Source organism: Cellvibrio sp. ATLC23, assembly GCF_057196725.1.
Map to the genome: position 1 here is coordinate 21,270 of NZ_JBXUOS010000010.1, position 22,765 is coordinate 44,034.

The 22,765-nt window shown below is 52.3% G+C and carries 16 protein-coding genes; 1 reads left to right on the forward strand and 15 read right to left on the reverse strand.

Going from position 1 to position 22,765, the window contains the following annotated elements; all coding sequences use genetic code 11:
* Positions 1-8 precede the first annotated feature (8 nt).
* The 5 genes from AC2CG4_RS15250 to AC2CG4_RS15270 all read right to left on the reverse strand — a co-directional run bounded on the left by AC2CG4_RS15250 (position 9) and on the right by AC2CG4_RS15270 (position 6,549).
* Positions 9-425 (reverse strand): hypothetical protein, encoded by a 417-nt coding sequence (locus AC2CG4_RS15250; protein WP_484487087.1) that lies wholly within the window; start codon positions 423-425, stop codon positions 9-11.
* Between the two features lie 111 nt (positions 426-536).
* Complete coding sequence (locus AC2CG4_RS15255; protein WP_484487088.1) at positions 537-3,656, reverse strand: efflux RND transporter permease subunit; 3,120 nt, start codon at positions 3,654-3,656, stop codon at positions 537-539.
* Between the two features lie 10 nt (positions 3,657-3,666).
* Positions 3,667-4,797: an efflux RND transporter periplasmic adaptor subunit gene (locus AC2CG4_RS15260; protein ID WP_484487089.1), complete on the reverse strand. Its 1,131-nt coding sequence runs from the start codon at positions 4,795-4,797 to the stop codon at positions 3,667-3,669.
* Positions 4,794-6,068: a TolC family protein gene (locus tag AC2CG4_RS15265; protein WP_331344631.1), complete on the reverse strand. Its 1,275-nt coding sequence runs from the start codon at positions 6,066-6,068 to the stop codon at positions 4,794-4,796. The genes AC2CG4_RS15260 and AC2CG4_RS15265 overlap by 4 nt, the downstream gene beginning before the upstream one ends.
* Before the next feature lie 100 nt (positions 6,069-6,168).
* Entirely contained in the window at positions 6,169-6,549 is a 381-nt protein-coding gene (locus tag AC2CG4_RS15270; protein WP_484487090.1) for a hypothetical protein, read from the reverse strand.
* 219 nt (positions 6,550-6,768) lie between these two features.
* Between AC2CG4_RS15270 and cadR the strand changes: the two genes are divergently transcribed.
* Positions 6,769-7,161, forward strand: a complete 393-nt coding sequence (gene cadR / locus AC2CG4_RS15275; RefSeq protein ID WP_484487091.1) for a Cd(II)/Pb(II)-responsive transcriptional regulator — start codon at positions 6,769-6,771, stop codon at positions 7,159-7,161.
* A gap of 140 nt (positions 7,162-7,301) precedes the next feature.
* Here cadR and AC2CG4_RS15280 read toward each other — a convergent pair whose 3' ends face one another.
* The 10 genes from AC2CG4_RS15280 to AC2CG4_RS15325 form a co-directional block, all read right to left on the reverse strand.
* Complete coding sequence (locus AC2CG4_RS15280; protein WP_484487092.1) at positions 7,302-10,433, reverse strand: efflux RND transporter permease subunit; 3,132 nt, start codon at positions 10,431-10,433, stop codon at positions 7,302-7,304.
* Positions 10,426-11,817: an efflux RND transporter periplasmic adaptor subunit gene (locus AC2CG4_RS15285; protein ID WP_484487093.1), complete on the reverse strand. Its 1,392-nt coding sequence runs from the start codon at positions 11,815-11,817 to the stop codon at positions 10,426-10,428. The genes AC2CG4_RS15280 and AC2CG4_RS15285 overlap by 8 nt, the downstream gene beginning before the upstream one ends.
* Before the next feature lie 87 nt (positions 11,818-11,904).
* Positions 11,905-12,261 carry a hypothetical protein gene (locus tag AC2CG4_RS15290; RefSeq protein ID WP_484487094.1) on the reverse strand — a complete coding sequence of 119 codons (357 nt, stop codon included), beginning with the start codon at positions 12,259-12,261 and terminating at the stop codon, positions 11,905-11,907.
* 85 nt (positions 12,262-12,346) lie between these two features.
* Entirely contained in the window at positions 12,347-14,701 is a 2,355-nt protein-coding gene (locus tag AC2CG4_RS15295) for a heavy metal translocating P-type ATPase (protein WP_484487095.1), read from the reverse strand.
* Between the two features lie 48 nt (positions 14,702-14,749).
* On the reverse strand, positions 14,750-18,178 hold the full coding sequence (locus tag AC2CG4_RS15300) for an efflux RND transporter permease subunit (RefSeq protein ID WP_484487096.1): 3,429 nt from the start codon (positions 18,176-18,178) through the stop codon (positions 14,750-14,752).
* Positions 18,178-19,425 carry an efflux RND transporter periplasmic adaptor subunit gene (locus AC2CG4_RS15305; protein ID WP_484487097.1) on the reverse strand — a complete coding sequence of 416 codons (1,248 nt, stop codon included), beginning with the start codon at positions 19,423-19,425 and terminating at the stop codon, positions 18,178-18,180. The genes AC2CG4_RS15300 and AC2CG4_RS15305 overlap by 1 nt, the downstream gene beginning before the upstream one ends.
* Complete coding sequence (locus AC2CG4_RS15310) at positions 19,422-20,846, reverse strand: TolC family protein (RefSeq protein WP_484487098.1); 1,425 nt, start codon at positions 20,844-20,846, stop codon at positions 19,422-19,424. The genes AC2CG4_RS15305 and AC2CG4_RS15310 overlap by 4 nt, the downstream gene beginning before the upstream one ends.
* A 137-nt stretch (positions 20,847-20,983) precedes the next feature.
* Positions 20,984-21,349, reverse strand: a complete 366-nt coding sequence (locus AC2CG4_RS15315; protein ID WP_484487099.1) for a hypothetical protein — start codon at positions 21,347-21,349, stop codon at positions 20,984-20,986.
* Between the two features lie 114 nt (positions 21,350-21,463).
* A complete protein-coding gene (locus tag AC2CG4_RS15320) occupies positions 21,464-21,877 on the reverse strand; it encodes a MerR family transcriptional regulator (protein WP_484487100.1) in 414 nt (137 codons plus the stop codon).
* 406 nt (positions 21,878-22,283) lie between these two features.
* A complete protein-coding gene (locus tag AC2CG4_RS15325) occupies positions 22,284-22,742 on the reverse strand; it encodes an ATPase (protein WP_310071406.1) in 459 nt (152 codons plus the stop codon).
* Positions 22,743-22,765: the final 23 nt, after the last annotated feature.

Here is a 22,765-nt window from a genome sequence, read left to right on the forward strand (position 1 = left end):
ACAAAAAATCAGTGAGCCTCATGCGGCATTTTTTGGTAACTCGCTTTAATAATTAATGCCTGCGGATGTATGTCATTGATCACGACTGAAAAAGATCCTGTACGACGGGTATTGGGCTTGAAGTGAAGATGGCAGGGAGAATAATCAGTGACGATGGTTTTTAATAACACGCCTTGAGTGTCGAATACCTGAAATTGTATTTGACCGCACTTCACATGCACTTGCTTGTGTTCGGGCCAAACACCACCGCTCAAGGTCAGGGTTCCCTTATCAAATTTGGCCGCCGCTTTCACAAGGCTCAAGTGATGTTGCCGAAGTCCCCCATCCTCAAACGCGACTTGAGGCAAAATCACTGATGATGATTGGCAGGCATTTAGTAATATCCCAATCGATAGCAAAATAATTAATTTTTTAAAGGTAGTCATAGTCAAAGCTCCTGTGAAAAAACCGGTTGATGACCGGGCAATATGTGCCCCGGTCATCGGTTTTCATCTAATCGGCACAATCAGCGCCAAACGCTGAGCCTCCGGAGAAAATTACTTCTTTGAAGGGGTTGCGCTAAATTTGCTATGAAGCCAATGATATAAAACGGGCAACACAAACAACGTCAGTAGCGTCGATGAAATAATCCCGCCGATAACAACGGTTGCCAAGGGACGCTGGACTTCTGCACCGGTTCCTGTATTCAGTGCCATGGGTACAAAACCAAGACTTGCTACCAATGCGGTCATCAGAACCGGACGTAAGCGAACAAGTGCGCCTTCCGTCACAGCCAACATCAAATCCCCTTTTTCATGCCAGAGATCGCGAATAAAAGCGAGCATGACGAGGCCGTTGAGTACGGCAACCCCGGAAAGCGCAATAAAACCAATACCTGCCGATATGGACATGGGCATATCTCGAATGGCTAGCGCCAGCACTCCACCCGTGAGAGCCAAAGGCACGCCACTAAAAATAATTAACGCGTCTTTTAGCGAGCCAAACGCCATAACGAGAATGCCGATGATAAGCAGCAGCGTCAGTGGCACCACAAGAGACAGGCGCTTACTGGCTGATTCGAGTTGCTCAAACGTTCCGCCGTAATCCAGCCAATACCCTGCGGGAATATCCACCTTGGCAGCAATTTGCGCTTTAACATCTTGCACAAATCCACCCAGATCGCGACCCCGTACATTGGCGGTCACAACCACTCGGCGCTTGCCATTTTCCCTGCTAATTTGTGCAGGTGCCGGAGAAATATCGATAGTTGCTACTTCAGCGAGCGGAACGTAATCGCCGTTAGGCAGTGGCACCGGGAGAAACTTGAGCTTCTCGACATCGCGCCGCACAGCTTCAGGTAATCGCACGATGAGTTCAAAGCGCCGATCACCCTCATACAATATGCCCGCACTTTCACCGCCAACGGCAGCGGCGACCCAGTTTTGAAGTGTTGACACATTCAATCCATAGCGGCCCAACGCGCTTCGCTTAGGAATAATTGAAAGTGTCGGCAATCCCGTCACTTGCTCAACACGCGCATCGGCCACACCCTCTACCTGGCTCAAGGCTTCAAGTATGTCGTTAGCGGTCAGCACCAGTTGATCGAGGTCATCACCAAACACCTTGATACCCAGGTCGGCTCTGACGCCTGAAATGAGTTCGTTGAACCTCATTTGGATAGGTTGGGTGAACTCATAATTATTACCGGGTAATTCCTCAAGCGATTTTTCCATTTCCTCCACCAACTGCTCTTTGGTCTTATCGGGATTGGGCCATTCGGATCGAGGCTTCAAGATGACGAAGTTATCGGCAACATTCGGGGGCATTGGGTCGGTCGCAACTTCGGCAGTACCTATGCGTGCAAAGACCTTATCTACCTCGGGAAACGACTTGATACGCTGTTCGAGAATTTCCTGCATTTCGACCGCTTGTTCGAGGCCGGTACCGGGGATTCGCATGGCATGTAACGCGATATCGCCTTCGTTAAGTTGCGGAATAAATTCGGATCCCAGCGTTGTGGCAAGCCACGTGCAAATGATGACAAGACCGGTAGCACCGCCAATCACAAACCAACGGAATTTAAATGCCAGCAACAATAAAGGCTTATACATTTGCTTCGCACTGCGAATAGCAACACCTTCTTGTTCACTGATTTTCCCGCTTAAAAAAACCGCGACCGCAGCTGGCACAACTGTGAGGGATAGAACCATTGCGGCGACAAGTGCCATCACGACCGTTGCGGCCATAGGGTGAAACATTTTGCCTTCCACACCGGTGAGGGAAAAAATCGGGATATAAACAACGGTGATGATCGCGACACCAAACAGACTGGGTCGAATAACTTCAGAGGTTGCTTCGAAAACAACGTTCAAGCGTTCGCGCAGGCCAAGAGCGCCTTCACGTTGTGCGTGTGATAAACGTCGGATAGCGTTTTCCACGATAATCACAGTGCCATCGACGATGATCCCGAAATCCAATGCCCCGAGGCTCATCAAGTTTGCGGACACCCCGGTGTGTACCATGCCGGTTATGGTGGCAAGCATTGATAACGGGATTACTGCTGCTGTAATCAGTGCTGCGCGCAAATTTCCAAGTAACAGGAAAAGCACCACAATCACCAATAAGGCGCCTTCCAGAAGGTTTTTACTGACCGTTGCAATGGCTTTATCAACTAAAGCCGTACGATCATAAACGGGTGTCGCAATAATGCCATCCGGGAGTGAGGCTTGAATGTCAATCAGCCGTGCTGCTACGTCTCGCGCCACCGTGCGTGAGTTTTCTCCGATGAGCATCATGGCCGTACCCAGCACGGTTTCAACACCATCCTGGGTTGCTGCACCGGTTCGAAGCTCTCTCCCGATAGCGATTTCTGCTACATCACTAATTTTGACAGGAACAGAATCCTGCTGCGCAACAATGACGTTGGCGATGTCATCCAAGGTTCCCAATTGGCCGGGCGAGCGCACCAGTAATTGTTGCCCATTGCGCTCGATGTAACCTGCACCACGGTTATCATTATTGGATTCAAGCGCTTCAACCAAATCTTCCATCGACACCCCGAAGTGCAGGAGTTTCTGTACATCTGGCGTAATGTGGTATTGCTTGTTATAGCCACCAATACTGTTTACCTCTACCACACCCTTTACCTGCGCCAACTGGGGTTTGATTATCCAGTCTTGAATTTCACGCAAGGCGGTAGAATCGTAAGGCTTACCGTCTTGTGTTCGCGCATCGGGAGCCGCTTGAACGGTATACATAAAGATTTCACCCAAACCTGTCGAGATGGGTCCCATTTCGGGTTCCATACCGGTGGGCAACACACTTTTCATCGATCCCAGTTTGGTGTTGATGAGGTTCCGGGCAAAGTAGATATCGGTACCTTCATCAAACACCACGGTAACCTGTGATAAACCATAGCGGGATAACGACCGCGTATAGGACAGGTTGGGTAACCCTGCCAACGCGGTTTCTATCGGGTAGGTAATCCGCTGTTCGGCTTCTAACGGCGAGTAACCTGGTGCAGCGGTATTAATTTGCACCTGGACATTGGTGATGTCGGGCACCGCATCAATAGGGAGTTTTTGGTAACTCCAAAACCCGATGCCGACGATTAATAAAACAAAACTTAAAAACAGATAACGCCGCTCGATGGCTAAGCGTAGTAGTGAATCAATCATGCTACACCCCTTAGTGTTCGTGCTCGGCTTCAGATTTTTCGATGTCAGCTTTAATGAGATAGCTGTTTCGGGTTACGTACTCTGTATCTGGTTTCAGGCCAGATATGACCTCGGCATAGCTGTCATCTTTTCGGCCCACGATCAAGGGGATAAATTCGTATTTATTACCGTGTTTGACAAAAACCCCGGTGCGCCCTCCCAGGATTTGCAGAGCATCTATTTTTACCGCTACGTCTACGTTAAATTCATCGATAACAATACGTCCTTCTGCCATTGAACCTGGAGAGAGCATGGATAGGTCGTTGCTTAGTTTTGCGCGCGCAATGAGATACGGCTGCTCGTCACCTGCCGGGAGGAGGTGCTCAATTTTTGTTTTAACTTTTTGCTCGCCTATGCTCAGAAAAACTTCTTGCCCGATAGCAACAGAGGAACGTTGAGAGGGGAAAATACGCAACTCGGCCCACAAGTTGTCGAAGCTCGAAATTGAAAACAGTATTTGATCTCCTGTCACCTCGCCCGAATTAGCGTGCCGTTGCACAATCATCCCGGCAATGGGTGCGCGGATACTGTATTTCCTCAAACTCTCGTTGGCTTCAACTTCAGCCAGAAGATCACCGGCTGCCACTGTCTCACCAATAGTTACCTGTACCGACGTTACAACACCGGAAAATCGTGCACGCACATGGCTGGTTTGTTCGGGAGCTGTGGTTAATCGCCCATAGGTAAGAATGGTTTGATGAAGTGTTTGTTCTCCAGAGCGTTCCGTCACAATACCTACAGTTTGTGCCATGGTGTCTTCAATTTGACTGGTTCCCTCTTCATCTTCGTGGCCGTGTCCGCCACTCTCCGCATGACCATGACCATCGCCACCTTCCTGTTTGCTTTCATGTCCGTGCTCTTCGTCTTCGTGTTTCCCTTCGTGCTTCTCGCCCTCCCCATGGTCATGCCCATGAGAGCCCGACTCTTCAGTGTGTTCATCTTCTTGATGTTGGTGATCGTCGCTCTTCGTTGCTGCACTGGCCATATAAATATCGGCCAAAAACATCACCAATAGCAGTGCCAAAATTAAAACCACGCCCGGAGCGGATTTCAGCAAATTTTTGGATGAAGGTTTCGTTAGATGTTTGTTCGATGTTTTCATGGGTTAACCTCAAAATTCTGTTCGTTCAGGGGGGAGCCAATCATTCGCTCCAACTCAATACGGGTTTCCTGCATGCGGGCAGCGGCCTCTACCAAGGCTTGCTGGGCATCCAGCAATTGGCTTTGCGCAAGGTTTAATTCCAGATAGCTGTAGCGCCCCCGGTCAAATGCATCGGCGGTACTGCGCATGGCTTTTTTTAGCGAAGGAAGGGCCTCGTCACGCAACACATTGACTTCATCAATTGCTTGCCGATTAGCCTCATAAGTGGCGATGAGTTGAGCCTCCAATTGCACTCGCGCGCTGTCTCGTGCGAGTTCAGCACTTTGTTGATTGGCATTAGCGGTTGTGATTGCGCCACCGGCTCTACTGCCTGCACCTAAAGGCATGCTCAAGCCAAGCACGACAGCGGAATCCTCGGAAGCCTGAAGACGACGAACGCCCGCATTCCATTCCAGGGAGGGGCGTCGTTCGCTACGCGCTTGTTGCACTTCGGCTATGCGAACATCTACTTCTTTGGTTAATTGTTCCAAATCCGGATTGCCCGACAGCTTGCCCAACAACGTCGGCAACGGCATTGCCGTTGGAACCGCATAAAGATCGGCTTTTACCGCTGTAAAATCCGGCGAGGAATCTGCCCAATAAGCGCTGAGTTTGACTCGCTCGCTACTCACTGTTTGTCGGGCTTGTTGCAAGGCAATTTTGGAGCGCGCCAGTGCGGCGTTTCCGCGCAAGAGCTCACTGTCCGCCGTACCGCCTGCCTGAACCTGCCTGGTCAGTGAGCTGAGGGTTTGCTGGATTAACTGGTGCGCCTCTTCCTGTAACGCCAGTTGTTCTTGCGCAGCCAGTAATTGAATGAATTGATGAGTCACCGCTGTAATCACATCCAACGTCAGTAGGCGTTGGGTAGATTGCAGTTGCTGTTGGCGGGCGGTAACGAGATTCATGCGCGCATCGCGCTGACCACCCAACTCAATAGCGGATGACAATGAAATGGTCAGTTCGCTGGCATCGGTACCGCTAAATTCTCCGGACCCTGCGACATTCTCAAGATCAGCGCTGATGCGATACTCGGGCCGCAGCGCGGCAGTTTGTTTTTCTCCGGCCAAGGCATTGACCTTAAAGGTATAGCCCGCCAGTTGAGGATTTTGTTGCAGGGTTGCCCGGACTGCCTCACTCAACGTGAGTGTTGATTGTGCAGCTGAGGGCGCAGCATAGGCACTACAGGTAATGGCAATAACCGAGACGGTTAATGCCCGATGGATAAATTGCATAGAAAGCTCCAGCCATATAGGTATTTCCCGGCGCAGCACGTGGACGCACAATGGAAATACACGAATTACCCCTGTCAAAAAAAAGGGGCGTTATGGGTAATCAGACTGGAGTTACGGGAGGCGCGCGCGGCGGCGGGCGTAAACCGATAATACGGCGTGGGTGAGCGGTTTGAGAAGCCGGGAAGAAAAATGCGGATCGAGGCAATACCAAAAACACAAACACGGCAACCAGTAATAGCGCCAATGTTGCATCGAATTTAAGCAGTTTGGCGACCACTGATTGGGATAGATCGATATCCATATCAACATGCGCACTGTCTGCATCATGTTCCTCATGCGTATCGATATTGTCGAGATGAATGGAAATAGGTGGTTCCTGGCCATCAAAGCAATAGTGCCCGTGCACACCAGCCCAACTAGCCATCAGCCAGAGCAGTGTGGACAACAAGGCCCAATACTTATAACGCAGGACGTAATTCACGATTACTTATTGGTTCCAGAAAAATTGGCTGGATTATGGCAGCAAACCAGCGATTGTCTGTAGTGATGTCTGCCAAAGTATAAAAATTAGCGCCTAAAATGACAGCCTTGCGTAGCGAGCAACTATGAGGGTCTTCGTCGCTATAAGTTTCACTATCATTTCTGATTCGCAGAACAGTATAAAGTCTACAGTAACTATAGAGTCAATACTGGACTGTGTATGAAAATAGGTGCGCTCGCAAAGCTTACAGGCCTTAGTGTCCAAACCATACGTTATTACGAACACGAGGGACTGTTATCGACAGCCCCTCGTACCGAAGGCAATTATCGTTTTTACGATGAAGCAGCCTCCCATGATCTTTTCTTCATTAAACAGTGCCGGAACCTTGGCTTGACGCTAGAGGAGATCCGCCAGTTGATCGGCTACTCCAGCACTCCGAACGAAACCTGCAACAGTGTAAATATGATTATCGATAGCCATATCCAGCAAGTAGATATTCGCCTTGCTGAGCTTCAGGAATTACGCCGTCAGCTCGGTGAACTTCGAACTAAATGTGATGCTCACCAAGCGGTAAAAGATTGCGGCATCATGAAGGAGTTGTTGGAGCATTGATTTACATTAGCGTTATTTGTATTGCCAGCGCGCGTTTATTGCAACGCTGGCAAACGGTTCGGAATTGAGTTGTTTTAGCAATAGCGCCAGATAATCATCTAGTGCTATTGGTCAATTGCATCATTGAATTTTGTAATCGGTTATTCTTTTACGTCATGCTTCTTACGCTGCACCAACAAATACGCCGCTGGCAATACCAATAGCGAAAGCAAGGGGGCGCTAATCATTCCTCCCACCATCGGTGCTGCAATACGGCTCATAATTTCCGAACCTGTACCGCTGCCTAAAAATATCGGCAATAAACCGGCAACGATCACTGTAACCGTCATCATCTTGGGGCGTATTCGCAACACGGCACCTTCCCGAATGGCATCGAGTAAATCCTCTTGCGTGGTTGTGCCTGCTTCAATACGCCGCTGCCACGCCTGTTTCAGGTAGAGCAACATAATAACCCCGAATTCAGCGGACACTCCGGCCAGTGCGATAAACCCGACGGCTGTTGCAACAGATAGCTCATAGTCCATCAGGTATAACAGCCAAATGCCTCCGGTTAACGCAAAAGGTAAGGTGCCCATGATTAACAGGGCTTCATCCAAACGGGAAAAGGTCAGGAATAACAGCACCAGAACGATAACGAGCGTTGCCGGGACTATCCATTGCAGGCGGGCATTAGCGCGTTCCATAAATTCAAACTGGCCTGCGTAGCTGATACTGGTGCCCGGCAGCAAGGTCACCTGTTGGTTGATGGTGTGTTGCAGATCTTTCACCGTCGAGCCCAGGTCGCGGTCACGCACATCAATGTAAACCACACTCGTGGGACGCGCATTTTCGCTTTTGAGCATACTGGGACCATCGGTCACCTTGATCGTGGCAATCGTACCCAACGTGATTTGGCTGCCGAGTGGTGCGATGATGGGCAGGTTTTGCAGCTTGCCGATGCTGTCACGCCAATCACGCTGATAACGCAGGTTGATAGGGAATCGTGCGCGGCCATCGGTGACTTCGCCAATGTTGTCGCCACCAATCAGGCTACTCACGACCAATTGCGCCTGCGTGATGCTCAGGCCATAACGCGCAAGTGCAGCGCGGTCGAACTGGATATCAAGGTAACGCCCACCACCCAGGCGCTCGGCAACTGCCGAGGAGATACCGGGGACGGTTTTGGCAACCTGCGCAACCTGTTTGGCGACTTGGTCAATGTCGGCCAGGTTCTGGCCAGCAACCTTGACGCCGATGGGGCTTTTGATACCGGTGGCCAGCATATCGATACGGTTGCGGATGGGCGGAATCCAGATATTAGCGAGTCCCGGTATTTTGACCCGCGCGTCCAGTTCAGCCATGAGTTTTTCCGGGGTCATTCCGGGTCGCCATTGGTCGCGCGGCTTGAACTGGATGGTCGTTTCAAACATCTCCAGAGGCGCGGGATCGGTAGTGCTGTTACTGCGTCCGGCCTTGCCAAATACCCGTTCTACTTCCGGTACTCTTTTGATCAAGCGATCCGTTTGTTGCAGCAAACGGCTGGCCTGTTGCGCACTCAATCCGGGCAAGGCACTGGGCATGTAGAGCACATCGCCTTCATCCAGCGGTGGCAGGAATTCACTGCCCAGCTGGCTCAATGGCCAGGCGGTACTCAGCAAGATCGCCAATGCAAAAACGAGCGTTTTTTTCGGGTGACGCAAAACTCCGGTCAACAGTGGACGATAGCCCCGGATCAGCCAGCGATTGATGGGATTTTGATGTTCCTGCGGAATCCGGCCACGAATCCAGTAACCCATGAGTACCGGGATCAGGGTGATAGAAAGCCCGGCAGCAGCGGCCATGGCATAGGTTTTGGTAAAAGCGAGTGGACCAAAGAGCCGACCCTCTTGCGCTTCGAGTGTAAATACTGGAATAAACGAGAGGGTGACAATGAGCAGCGAGAAAAATAGTGCAGGTCCCACCTCGGCCGCCGCCTGGGTCAATACCTGCCAGCGCGGCTCGCCAGTCAGCTCTTGGTCGGGATGTTGCTGCTGCCATCGCTCCACGTGCTTGTGCGCGTTTTCAATCATCACGATGGCCGCATCCACCATCGCCCCGATAGCAATTGCAATACCCCCAAGCGACATGATGTTGGCATTGATCCCCTGATAGTGCATCACCACAAAGGCGATCAATACCCCCAGTGGCAAGGCGACAATCGCCACCAGCGCAGAACGCCAGTGCCAGAGGAACAAGGCGCAGACTAAGGCTACCACCAGAAATTCTTCGAGCAGCTTGTGGCTCAGGTTGGCCACGGCACGATCAATCAGGAGGCTGCGGTCGTAGGTGGTGATGATCTCAACCCCGGCAGGCAAGCTGTGTTGGAGTTGCGTGAGCTTTTCCTTTACGGCGGCGATAGTGGCGCGGGCATTTCCGCCCGAGCGCATGATCACAATACCGCCGGTGACTTCGCCTTCACCGTCCAGCTCCGCAATACCCCGGCGCATTTCAGGCCCGAGTTGGATCGTGGCAACGTCAGCGAGGGTAACGGGGATGTTATCGACTAACTTCAGCGGGATGGATTTGAAATCATCGAGCGTGCGCAAATAACCGCTGGCACGGACCATCAGTTCGGCTTCACCCAGTTCCAGCACACCACCACCGGTTTCCTGATTGGCCTGCTGCACTGCGGTAATCACCGCCTCATGGGACAGGTTATGGGCGGCGAGTCGAAGCGGGTCGAGCACCACCTGGAATTGCTTGACCATACCGCCCACAGCAGCAACTTCCGCCACATCCGGCAGGGGCGCCAGTTCAAAACGCAAGAACCAATCCTGCAACGCTCGCAATTGCGCAATATCGTGTTGGCCCGTCTTATCGACCAGGGCGTATTGGAATATCCAGCCCACACCGGTGGCATCCGGTCCCAGTGCCGGTGTGGCATTGGCGGGAAGTTGCCCCTGCATTTGGCTCAGGGATTCCAGCACACGGGAACGCGCCCAGTACAGGTCAGTACCATCTTCAAACAGCACATACACAAAGCTATCGCCGTACATCGAATAACCGCGCACGGTTTTGGCGCCGGGTACCGACAGCATTTTGCTGGCCAAGGGGTAAGTCACCTGGTTTTCCACGATTTCAGGGGCTTGTCCCGCAACACTGGTGCGGATAATCACTTGCACATCTGACAGGTCGGGTAAGGCATCAATGGGGGTAGACTTAATTGCCCAGACTCCCCAGCCGGTGAGCAGCAGCGAGGCCAACAGCACCAATACCCGGTGGGCGACAGACCAATGAATCAAACGGCTAATCATGGTCGTGTCCTCCCGTTGTTTTTGGTGCAATTCCCAAAAATGAAGCTTCGGAATCCAGCAGGAACTGGCCGCTGACCACTATCTCCTGATTTTCCTCCAAACCTTTGCGGATGAGGGTCTGGTTGCCCATCTCGTGGCCAGTGATAACCTCCACAGGGCGGAATTTGCCACCCGCTTCGGCCAGCATCACCAGTATCCGTTTTCCCGTGCGGATTACCGCCTCCGTGGGCACAAACAATCCGCTTTCATCGGTCCCGGATTGTAGGAGTACACGCCCACTGGTACCGGGTTTCAGGTGTCCTTTGGGGTTGTCGAGCAGGATACGAGCCGTCAATGTGCGGGAGCTGTCATTGAGCGAAGGCAACAGGTACTCCAGTGTGCCGGTCAGTGCCGGATCGCCGGAATTAACCGAATGGAAAATAGCCTTGTCACCTGGATGCAAACCTGTTGTTTGCGCTTCGGGAATGGCGGCATCCAGCCACAGGCTATCCAGATTGTTAATCTTTGCCAGCATAGCGCCACTGGCCAGTGCCATACCGGTTTTCACCTCCAGCATATCCACCACGCCAGCGATAGGTGACGTGATGGTTACCCGTGTCTCCGGCTGGCGGGTTTTTTCCACCTTTGCAATCAGGCTATCGGGCATCCCGAGTAATTGCAGGCGTGCGCGCAAGGTCGCCAACAAATGCGGGTTCTGTCCAATGGGTTGGGAGAGCAGTTCATTTTGGGCATCCAGCCATTCGGGTATCTGGAATTCAGCAATCGGCTGACCGGCGCTGATCTGATCGCCCACCGCCAGTGGCCAGGCCTTTTCGACAAAACCTGCCGCGCGCAATTGCAGTATCGCCTGGTTGCGCTGGTTAAATTGCAATTGCCCGACCACTTCCAGCTCGTTGGCTACTGGCAGACGCTGCACCTTGGCTTTGCGCATACCGAGGTTTTGCACCAGAGCTGCATCGACGGCAAGCCCCGGTTCCTGGGTTGATGGCGCCGCATATTTGGGTACCAGCTCCATATCCATAAAAGGCGATGGCCCCGGTTTGTCAAAATGCTGGTCCGGCACCATCGGATCGTACCAATACAAAATACGTGGTTCATCTTTGGCCGATTTCGGTTCTTGCGCAGGTTGAGCGGCGTACTTAGGGACAAGGTCCATATCCATAAAGGGCGACGGACCCGGTTTATCAAAATGTTGATCCGGCACCATTGGGTCATACCAATAAAGCACCTTCGGCTCCTGTTTGGCCTCTTCAATAGCATTATTTTGAGGCGGCGCTGTAGAGGTGAATTTATGCAGGTGCTGCCAACCAACACCTATCGCAATGCCAAGTACCAACGTGCTTAACCCAACGGCTGCAAGCAAGCGTACAGAGAGATTATTCATTCAGATGATTCCTGAGAGACGATAAAAAACGTCCCGCCTAAACACCCGGTATCTTTAACGGTTCAAGCGAGGTGTAATCGTATTAACTCAGGAGGCGTTCGGAGGTCGCCAGATACTGGCGGGATTGAAGACAGCAAGATTCAATGGACGAGTTTTAGTGTGTGCCGACAAGCTTGAAAGAGAGAAAAACGACGCGGGTGTATAGAGATATACCTGCACCGGTGTTTTACAGAGATGGCAGGATTTAGCGGTTTCACAGGAATTTATAGCATCACCTTCATCCGCATCAGGGCAGCAAGGCATAGTTTCATTATCACCGGATTCATCCATCACCATTGCCATCTCTTCAGGGCACGGCGAAGCGGACAGCAGAATTTCTGCCGCCACTTGCAGGGGCATCACGAAACTCAGAAGTAAGATAAATAACAATGAATAGCGGCGCATGGTGTCAGCATAGCTCAATGCAGGCGATAGAAAAATACGTCATCCAGGATTAGGGGGTAAACCCTCAAAATTCACTCCCCCGAGTCTATTGATCGTTGATAGAGATTTTTCCCCGTTTCAACCTTAGGGCATTTCCAATCACCGATGCAGAGCTGAGGCTCATTGCCAGCGCTGCAATCATTGGCGACAGCAGCCAGCCCGTCCAGGGAAACAGTATTCCGGCAGCAATCGGAATTCCCAAACCGTTGTATAAGAAGGCAAACATCAGGTTCTGTTTCATATTGGCCACGGTGGCTTCCGATAAAAACCGCGCTACCGCAATACCGCGTAAATCGCCTTTCACCAACGTAACTTGCGCGCTGTTCATGGCCACGTCAGTGCCTGTTCCCATGGCAATACCCACATCGGCTTTGGCCAAAGCGGGTGCATCATTAATCCCATCGCCCGCCATGGCCACAACCTTGCCCTCAGCTTGCAAGCGTTCAACCAGGCGCAATTTGTCCTCGGGTTTTACTTCGCCATAGACTTCATCGATACCCAAGCGTGCCGCCACAGCCTTGGCTGTAGTGAGGCCATCACCCGTCGCCATAATGATGCGCAAACCAGCGGCTTTTAGCGTTGCCAATGCTTCAGGTGTGCTGGGTTTTACAGGATCAGATACCGCCAGCAGACCCGCGAGTTTCCCATCCACTGCCAGGTACATAACACTGGCACCTTCACCACGCAGCGTTTCGGCATCGGGTACCAGCGGTGCGACAGCCACACCCTGTTGCTCCATTAGCACCGTGTTTCCCAGCGCCAGCTTGCGCCCCGAAACGGTTCCATACACTCCGATGCCAGAACCCGATTCAAATTGTTCGACTTTTTCCAATGCGAGATTGCGCTCGCGCGCCGCGCGGACAATGGCATCGGCCAGCGGATGCTCACTGCCTTGATCAAGGCTTGCGGCAAGGCGCAACACATCGTCTTCACTAAATCCCTGCGTAGGTACCGCACGATCAAATGCAGGCCGCCCTTCAGTCAAGGTTCCCGTTTTATCGATAATGAGTGTATCTATCTTGCGGAAGTTTTCGATGGCGGCTGCGTCCCGAAACAGTACACCTTGGGTGGCACCACGCCCGGTGGCCACCATGATCGACATAGGTGTAGCCAGCCCTAGTGCGCAAGGGCAAGCGATAATCAGTACTGCTACCGCATTAATTAATCCGAATACCCAACGCGGTTCTGGGCCGAACAGGCCCCAGGCAAAAAAGGTCAGCACGGCAATCGCGACCACCGCAACGACAAAATAACCGGCGACGGAATCCGCCATGCGTTGCATCGGTGCTTTGGATCGCTGTGCTTGCGCCACCATCTGGACAATCTGCGCCAACATGGTAGCCGACCCTACGCGCTCAGATTCAATGGTGAGTGCACCATTGGTATTCAGTGTTGCGCCAATCACTTTATCACCCATGCGTTTCATCACTGGCAGCGGCTCGCCAGTTAGCATGGATTCATCCACAGCGCTGCTGCCTTCCACAACGACACCATCCACGGGTACTTTTTCGCCGGGGCGAACACGCAACTTGTCACCGACATGGACATGTGTCAGTGGCACATCTTCTTCACTGCCATCGTCGCGAATGCGTCGCGCTGTTTTCGGGGCTAAACCGAGTAAGGATTTGATCGCCGCCGAGGTCTGCGAGCGGGCTTTTAATTCCAACAGTTGCCCTAAAAGTGTCAATGAAATAATGACGGCTGCCGCCTCGAAATAAACGGCGACTCGACCCATGGCTACAAAGGAATCGGGGAATACGTTGGGGGCCAACGTTGCCACCAGACTGTAAACAAACGCGGCACCTGTACCCAAGCCTATTAAGGTCCACATGTTGGGGCTGCGATTCATGACTGACTGCCAGCCGCGCACAAAAAAAGGCGCTCCAGCCCATAAGACGATGGGTATTGTCAGGACGAGTTCGATCCAAGTTTGGGTAGGCGCATCAAACAAATGAGCCTGATGACCAAACATGGCCAGCATAGTAACAACTACCGTTAGCGGCAATGTCCACCAAAAACGGCGAGCGAAATCGCGCAACTCCGGATTTTCTTCTTCATCGAGTTCGGGCAACAGTGGCTCTAATGTCATGCCACATTTGGGGCAATTGCCCGGTTGCTCCTGGCGTATTTCCGGGTGCATCGGGCAGGTGTAAATAGCACCCGAAGCGGGCTTTGCTGGCGAGGAATCAGTACTAGAAGTATCATCAGTTAGTGTTAGGTACTTACCGGGATCGTTCTTGAATTTTGTCTGGCAGTTCGCGCTGCAAAAATAATAGGTTTTGGCGTGATGATCATAGTGGTGAGCTGATGCAGAGGTGACTGCCATACCGCAAACCGGATCTTTGAGTGTTTCATGGCTTGCCTGTTGTTCACTGTGTGAATGCGTGTGCTGGTGTTCCATCTGTTTATCTCTCATTGGATTAATATCAGGGGCTTCATCGCTTATAAACTAGCCTGTAGAGCCCAGCGCAGCATCCAGTTTTCCATGCTGCCATTGAAAATGCCGCCAGATCGTATAGGCCGCAGGTATTACCAGCAGCACCAGGAATAAACAACCGACCATTCCCCCAACTACCGGAGCAGCAGTGCGTGCAGAGAGGTCAGCACCAACGCCGGTTGCCCACAATAGCGGCAGCAAACCTAACACGGTGGTAGCCACTGTCATGGTCATGGGGCGCACCCCGCGCAAGGCTCCGCTAATCACGGCGGTGTTGATATCCGCTGTATTTTTTAATTGGTTTTCGCCGTAGGCCGCGCGCAAAGCCTGGTCGAGATAAACCACCACTACAATACTCGTTTGGGTAGCAACGCCAGCCACCGCAATCAGTCCGACCCACACGGCGGTGGACAAGTTGTAATCAAGCGCGGTCATCAACCAAACGCTGCCAACTACGGCAAAGGGAACGCTTAACAAAACCAAAAATGTTTGCCCCCAACCGCGCATGGCGAGGTAGAGCAGCCCGATAATTAACACCAGTGTTAACGGCACGATAATTTTTAAGCGTGCCTGCATGTCGGCCATAAATTCATATTGGCCGGTCCATTCCAGTTGATATCCTGGTGGCACAGTGAATTGCGCATCGACCAATTCGCGCGCGTCCTTTACCCATCCGCCCAAGTCTCGCTGTGTACTGTCAAAATCGGCGAACACATAACCCACCAGCATGCCGTTTTCGTTTTTGATCATCGGTGGGCCGGTGACTACGCGAATCTCCGCCAGCATACTCAAGGGAACCGCCGCGCCGGGTTGCCGCCAGCGGTCGATCCAATCTACTGCCGCTGTATTACCCATGCCGGTTATTGCCCCACTGCCAGTGGTGGATGCCATGCCGCCGCCCATGTCCCCCATTCCCTGACCGCCCATTCCTCCGGCCCCCATGTTCCCGCCGCGCACAGAAGACCCGGCACCCTGGCCGGAAAAACCCGGCGCGGGATCTGCCACCGCCGCCGTAGCCGTTACGGGAATTAACAAGGCCCCAAGTGCTTCGGGATTGGAGCGGTAATCCTGTGCGTAGCGCAGGTTTACCGAATAGCGCGCGCGCCCGTCGATCACGGTGGAAACCGGCATGCCGCCTACCGCCACTTCGATGATGTTGTGCAAATCGCTCACGCGCAGGCCATAACGCGCAATCGCTTCGCGGTTGGGAATGATATCGACATATTCACGTCCGGTTTGCCGCTCGGCAAAGGTGCTGCGGGTGCCAGGTACGCTGCGTAATAAACCTTCCAGTTCAATACTCAAGCGTTCGATTTCTTGTAGATCATCACCGAAGACTTTGATACCCACGGGCGTGCGCACGCCGGTCGTGAGCATGTCGATGCGGGTACGAATGGGGGGCGCAATAGCCATTTGATAGCCCGGTGTTTGCAGCGCGGCATCCAATGCGCTGGCTAATTCTGCCTGGGTGCGCCGACGCTGTTCCGGCCAGATCATGCGCAGGGGCGGCTTTAGCCAATCAGGCGTCGTATCGCTGTACCAGCGGTTAAACGTGACTTTCGGCCAGTCGTTTTGCGGGTTAAGCGTGACCACGGATTCATTCATATCCAACTGCGCCGGATCTGTAGCGGTTTCAGCGCGCCCGGTTTTGCCGTGTACCGAGGCGACTTCACCAAACGCCATAATGACCTGATGATGCGCCTGCAAAACACGGCGCGCCTCTTCAATGGAAATGCCGGGGAACGTGGTGGGCATAACTAGGAGCGAGCCTTCATCGAGCGGCGGCATAAATTCAGAACCAAGGCGCATATACAAAGGGGTTGTCGCGAGCATGATGACAAGTGCCAAGCCCACGACAAGTTTCGGGCGATTGACTACCGCCGTGGCCACCGGCCGATACCCGCGCTGCAACGCCTGAGCCACAGGGTTTTGCGCTTCACTGCGAATGCGTCCGCGCAACAACATCACCATTAATACGGGCGCCAGCGTAATAGTGAGAATGGCGGCGGACAACATCGCAAACGTCTTGGTATAGGCGAGAGGGTCGAACAGGCGCCCGGCTTGCCCGCCGAGCGTGAATACCGGCAAGAAGCTTACGGTAAGCAGAATCGTTGAGAAAAAAATGGGGCGACCGACTTCTTTACAGGCATCAATAATTACCCGCCGCCGGTCTGCTTTAGCAGGTGCTGCGGCCAAGCGTTGGTGGGCGTTTTCAATCAGCACAATCACCGCATCCGCGAGTTCCACCAGTGCAATAGCAACACCGCCCAATGACATAATGTTGGACGTTAACCCAAGATAGCGAATAGCGATAAACGAAAACACTACCGCAAGCGGCAGAATGATCATGGCGATCAGCGCGGAGCGCGCATGCATCAAGAACACTAAACAGATGATCAGGATAATGATGCCTTCTTCGATCAAGGTGTTGCGCAGGGTGGCAATAGATCCCAGGATTAACTCAGAGCGATCATAAGTGGGCACTAGACGCACGCCTTGTGGGAGCGACAACAAATCGATTTGTTGCTTGACCTCCTCAATAACATTGAGCGCATTTGCGCCCAACCGCATCACCACAATACCCCCGACCGCTTCGCCTAACCCGTCCCAGTCGGCGGCACCACGACGGATTTCAGGACCGAATTGCACGGTCGCGACATCACGTAAACGAATAGGGTTCCCACCCGGCCCAACCGTAACCAGGCTTTGTTCCAGATCTTCCAACGAGCCGATATAGCCGCGCCCGCGCAGCACAAATTCACGCCCCGCCTGCTCAAGCACGCGCGCACCAATTTCAGAGTTGGCGCCTTGCACGGCGCCAGTAATGTCGCTGAGTGTAAGGCCGTAAGCCGCCAAGCGCGCCGGGTCGAGTAATAGTTGATATTGCCGCTCAAAACCACCGATGGAAGCCACCTCAGAGACCCCGGAAACCGCCTGTAACGCGGGCCGGATCGTAAAGTCTTGCAGCGCGCGCAGTTCTGCCAGATCCAGGCTACCGCTGGTATCTTCCAGCACATATTGGTAAACCCAGCCGACGCCGCTGGCATCGGGGCCAAGGACCGGTGCTACCTTGTCCGGCAGGAATTGCTGCACCCGGCCAAGCTGTTCAAGCACGCGTGTTCTGGCCCAATAAATGTCTACGTCATCGTCAAAGATAACGTAAATAAAGCTCATGCCGAACATGGAGTAACCACGCACCGTGCGCACGTTCGGCGTGCTTTGCAGGGCGCGCACTAATGGATAGGTGATCTGGTCTTCGACCAAATCGGGGCTGCGTCCCATCCAGTCAGTAAACACAATGACCTGTGGGTCAGATAAATCTGGAATCGCGTCCAGAGGCGTCTTACGCATGGAATCCAGCGACCAGGCCACCATCAACACGGTGATCAGAAATACTACCCAGCGGTGCCGGACGGATAGCTCAATAATTTTTTCAATCATTACCTGTGACCTCGGTGCGGGTCATCATCGGCAGCGGACGGCGATGGCTGTATCGAGGGTTGTTGAGCTGGCTGCTGGGAGGGTTGTGATTGCGTTGCACTTTGCCCATGTCCAGCGTGACCTGCACCGCCAGAACCACGCAGGCGGCTTTCGGAGTCAATCAAAAATACGCCGGACGTGACCACTTGCTCGCCCTCGCTTAAGCCTTCCAAAATTTCAATTCGTTCAGTAAGGCGCGCGCCCACCCGCACTCGCCGTGGTTCAAAATGGCCCGGAGTTGGCTGGATAAATACATGCTGCATTTCTCCGGTATCCACCACCGCATCGCGCGGTACGCTGAGTACCTGACGCGGGCTACCTTCAAAACTGACCGAGCCGGACATGCCCGGAAGTAATTTGCGCTCAGGGTTAGGCACACTTATCCGTACCCGCAAACTGCGCGTGAGCTCACTCAAGGTTGGATAGATAAAGTCGATGGTGGCGGTAAAAGGGGGCAGCTCGGCAGCAGGAATAGCCACCTGTACTGAGGCACCCAAGGTCGCTAAAGGAATATCTCGCTCAGGCAGCTCAGCGATAACCCAAACCTGCGATAGATCCGCAATGGTCATTAGCTCAGTAGACGGATCTACTGCCGTACCGACTGATACCGAGCGCCGCAATACCACGCCACTGCGCGGTGCATGAAGGATTACTTGTGCGAGTGGCTCCCGGCTCTTGGTAATTTGGGTGATTTCGGCATCACTCATTCCCAGTACTTCGAGGCGTAGACGTGCACTTTTTTGCAGCCGACTTGATGGCTGAGTCGATTGCCCCGCGCCAGGCAAGGCGGCAATATATTCTGTTTGCGCGGCGTAAAGATCTTGCGAAAAAATTGACGCTAACGGCTGCCCCTGGTCGACGGCTTGTCCGGTCGTCGCTACATGTAACTGCTCAATCCAACCAGCAACGCGAGTATGGATATGCGATATGCGCTCCTCGTCCGGCACCACAGTGGCTACCGCCCGCCTCGAATGGGAAATTTCCCCCAACTGAACAGGTTCGGTTTTAATCGCCAACCGCGTCAGCCATTGTTGATCGAGGCCTACCGCAACCCGACCGTGAATATCTTCCTCCGCATTGTTAAAGGCAGAATGAGCTGAGGGTTGCACATCTGAAGCTATGACCGTGGCCGGATAAAAGCCCAGCGTGGGGATAACGACGAACAACACTGACAATAAAGCGCGCACGGCATTTAGTGGATCAGTCATGGGAGTTTTTCCTCTAAATTTTCGCGTGTGTCTATGGCGCGTAGGTTCTGCATTTGACCTCTCGCTCGGTCGAGTTTGACCCAGGCGAGCGCGAGATTGGTTTCCGCCATGACTAGTTCAGCTTCCACAGACCACTGGGTCTGTATCGCCTCAAGTACATTGCTGAGTACGCCGGTCCCGGAAGAGAATCCGGCAAGCGCGGGTCTGACAGCCATTTGTGCCCGTGGTACGACGTCATCGCGCAACGTCATATAGGTCTCCCGCGCTGCAACGACATTTTCGCGTGCGCCTATTGCTTCTGCTTTTATCATTTGTTGCATGGCCACCAAATCTGCCCTGGCCATGCTTTCCATTGCGCGCGCTTCAGAGACACCGGCGCGCAGTTTGCCGCGCCAAATAGGCACGCTGATGCCGACCATAACCATTGCACCCGAACCTTCCGCCATGGTGGAAGCCGTGCCTAAACGCACCATACCCATGGGCTTGTACATAGAGCGCATCACATCTACATCGGCATCGGCGCGATCAATCTCGGCGCGGCTGGATTGCAGTTCAGGTCGTTGCGCTAACGCTTGTTCAGCGACCATCGAGCTTGGTGGGGGCATGGCATGGTGCAGAGGATTGGCTAACCTGGGCACAGTCGCCTCCACCGCCCGACCAATGCTCGCGTTGAGCATTGCCTGCATACCGCGCTCCTCAGCTAATAGCGCGCGGTACCGCCCCTGCAAGCGCGCCACTTCAACTTCTGCCCGCAGCAAATCCAGCTGCGCACCGCTGGTGGTCGCAGAACGTGCAGCGGCAGCTTCAACCATTTGGGTGGCCAAGTTGATTTGTTGGTTCAGCACGCTCAGCATGCGGCGGGTTTCGTGCAACATCAGAAAAGCCTCAGCGGCTTGCAGCTCCATATCGAGCGCGACGCGCTCGGAGTCGGCAAGGAGACGCCGCGCCTCGGCATCAGCACCTCGTCGTTGATGACTGCGCACCCGCGATAATGGAAAGCGTTGCTCCACGGCAATGCTCCAATCGTAGCGCCCATTAGCGCCCTGATTGTTCATCGAATCAACCGGTTCGTTGTCCATGGGATCAACAGAATCCATTGTGGTATCGCGATTCATGCTGTTGTAGGGATAATGATCGATAGATGGCATCAGCATGGGATCTTCCAACGCCGATACGATGGCACCGCGTTCGCTCGCTGCTGCGGCTTTGGCGCGTGCAACTGTTATTTCGGAGCGACCTTGTCGCGCTGCCTGAATCACGTAGTCGAGAGAGACCGGGTCAGGAATTTCGATCAAATCGGGTGATTGAATTTCACTTGCGTTAACACAGGTATGCGTCAGCAATATGCTTAGCCCAAACACAATAAAGAAAAATCGCAGTCGAGGTGCGCTATCCACACTGGAGAGTTTTACCAGGCTCATTTCACCTCATCCTTTTTGTGGTTTTAGCGGCAGTTGGAAGCTGTCTTTCTACAGGGTAAAAATCAGGGCTATAAACATCCGTATTCACAGCCCTCTGCACACTGCTGGTGCCGCTGGCGCGTGCAGTACACATGCCTTTAAGGTTTTTTATTAGCAATAGCTTCATGCGCCGCTGCCAACGCTTCATATTCTTTAATATTGGATTCAGCGTTACTGATTAACTTATCGCAGTGGCTGCGCATGCCAGCCATTCCCGCTTGGTTTTTGACATGCCCCACTTGATAAGCCTTGCGCATTTTAATGTGCTTAGCTAAATCTTTCTTTTCTTCAATAATTTTATCCTTGTAATAATTTGCGATAGCCTGATGTTGCTCAGGCTTGTCAGCTATTTCTGAAATTAGTTTCTCAATGGGGGTTGAATGGGTGTCAGCCGCTATTGCAAATGCTGGCAACAGTAATGCGGTGCTTAATATGAATGCAGAAAATACGGATGATTTTTTCATAAAGTTTTCCTTGGTAAGGTTAATGGTTGGATAATTACACGTGCTGTCTATCCTTTACTTCTATGTGATACTTTTTTAAAGCGATCTATGATTCCAAATAACAAAAAATTTGCTCTATTCATTTGCAAATGAAAACCCTTCGATTAAATGACATATCTCATGTCCACTCGGCTCTTGGTTTGGCTTGTTTTTCCAGTCTTTCATCGCATTTTTCATATGCTTTCGCAACGCACGCTGTTGGTTAAAACTTTGCTCTGTTTCCTGCAATCGTTTTTCGAGAATTTGACGAACCAGAGGGCACGCCATCTTGCTCTTATTCGCTTCACGAATGATTTCTTTAATGTCATTGAGCGTGAATCCTAATTTTCGTGCACTGAGTATAAATTGCAGTCGTCTACGATCTTGTTCGCGGTACTCTTTGTAATTATTTTCAGGGTTACGTATCGGTTTGATCAGACCTATAAGCGTGTAATATCGAACAGTATCGGCAGAAACTGCCAATTCACGCGCCAGTTGAGCCACCCGCATACTTACTCCACATAATTTCTTCGACGTTTTTAATTTACTCCTTTCAACACTCTCGATCTTGATCAGGATCAAACCCAAGAGTTAAACCTAGGTTTAGATAGTGAATTCATTACATCCTAAATCTGTGTGCGGCTCACAGGTCAAGTGAACTTTTTTATATTTGTCGTCAGATCGCGTATTTTTTTAATATTGCTAATAAGACTCTAGGGACGCCAAATGAATATTGAATTTGAATAGCAGTAGCTACCTTTACCTGTGGACGGTCTGTTCGCTATACAACATAGCAAGAGGAAGTAAGTTGGGCGGGCGGGTAAGCAGGGCCAAAGCTACTCGCGAAGCAAGTTCTTAAAGGAGGGAGTAAATTCGAAGCCGCGTAGGCGGCGCTAGAGAATCGAGGTATGTGTTTTTACATATCACTCATTCGTCCTGTTTGTCGGGATAGTCGCATAGCCTCATGCTCTTCCATCGCCAGTAGTGAACCAAGCAATGCCTTCGCCTCAGGAATGTCAGCCCTTTCTTCAATATCGCGATAAAGCTCAATAATTTGCTGGTGGTAATCAAAGACCTCTTGGCAGATATCGTCAAAACCAAGTTCCGCGTAGGGTGCATCGCAAGTCCGATGTGATTGGATAGGCTGGTGTGACAAGTAGTCGTAAATGTACGTTTTCATTACCTTGGACTCCGCCTGCGCTTCGAAGGCACTTACCATTTTTTCCATTTTGCCTTCATGCTCAGCCAGGTAATCAAGTAGTAATCGAGCACGCTCTTCTTCGTTTTTTGATGCGCAATGCGCAAGACATTTTGACAAATGCCCATGCAACTGACGGGTCCAGTCGATTAAGTCTGAGAAAGTTTTAATTTCCATGCCATGCACCTTATATGTTTACT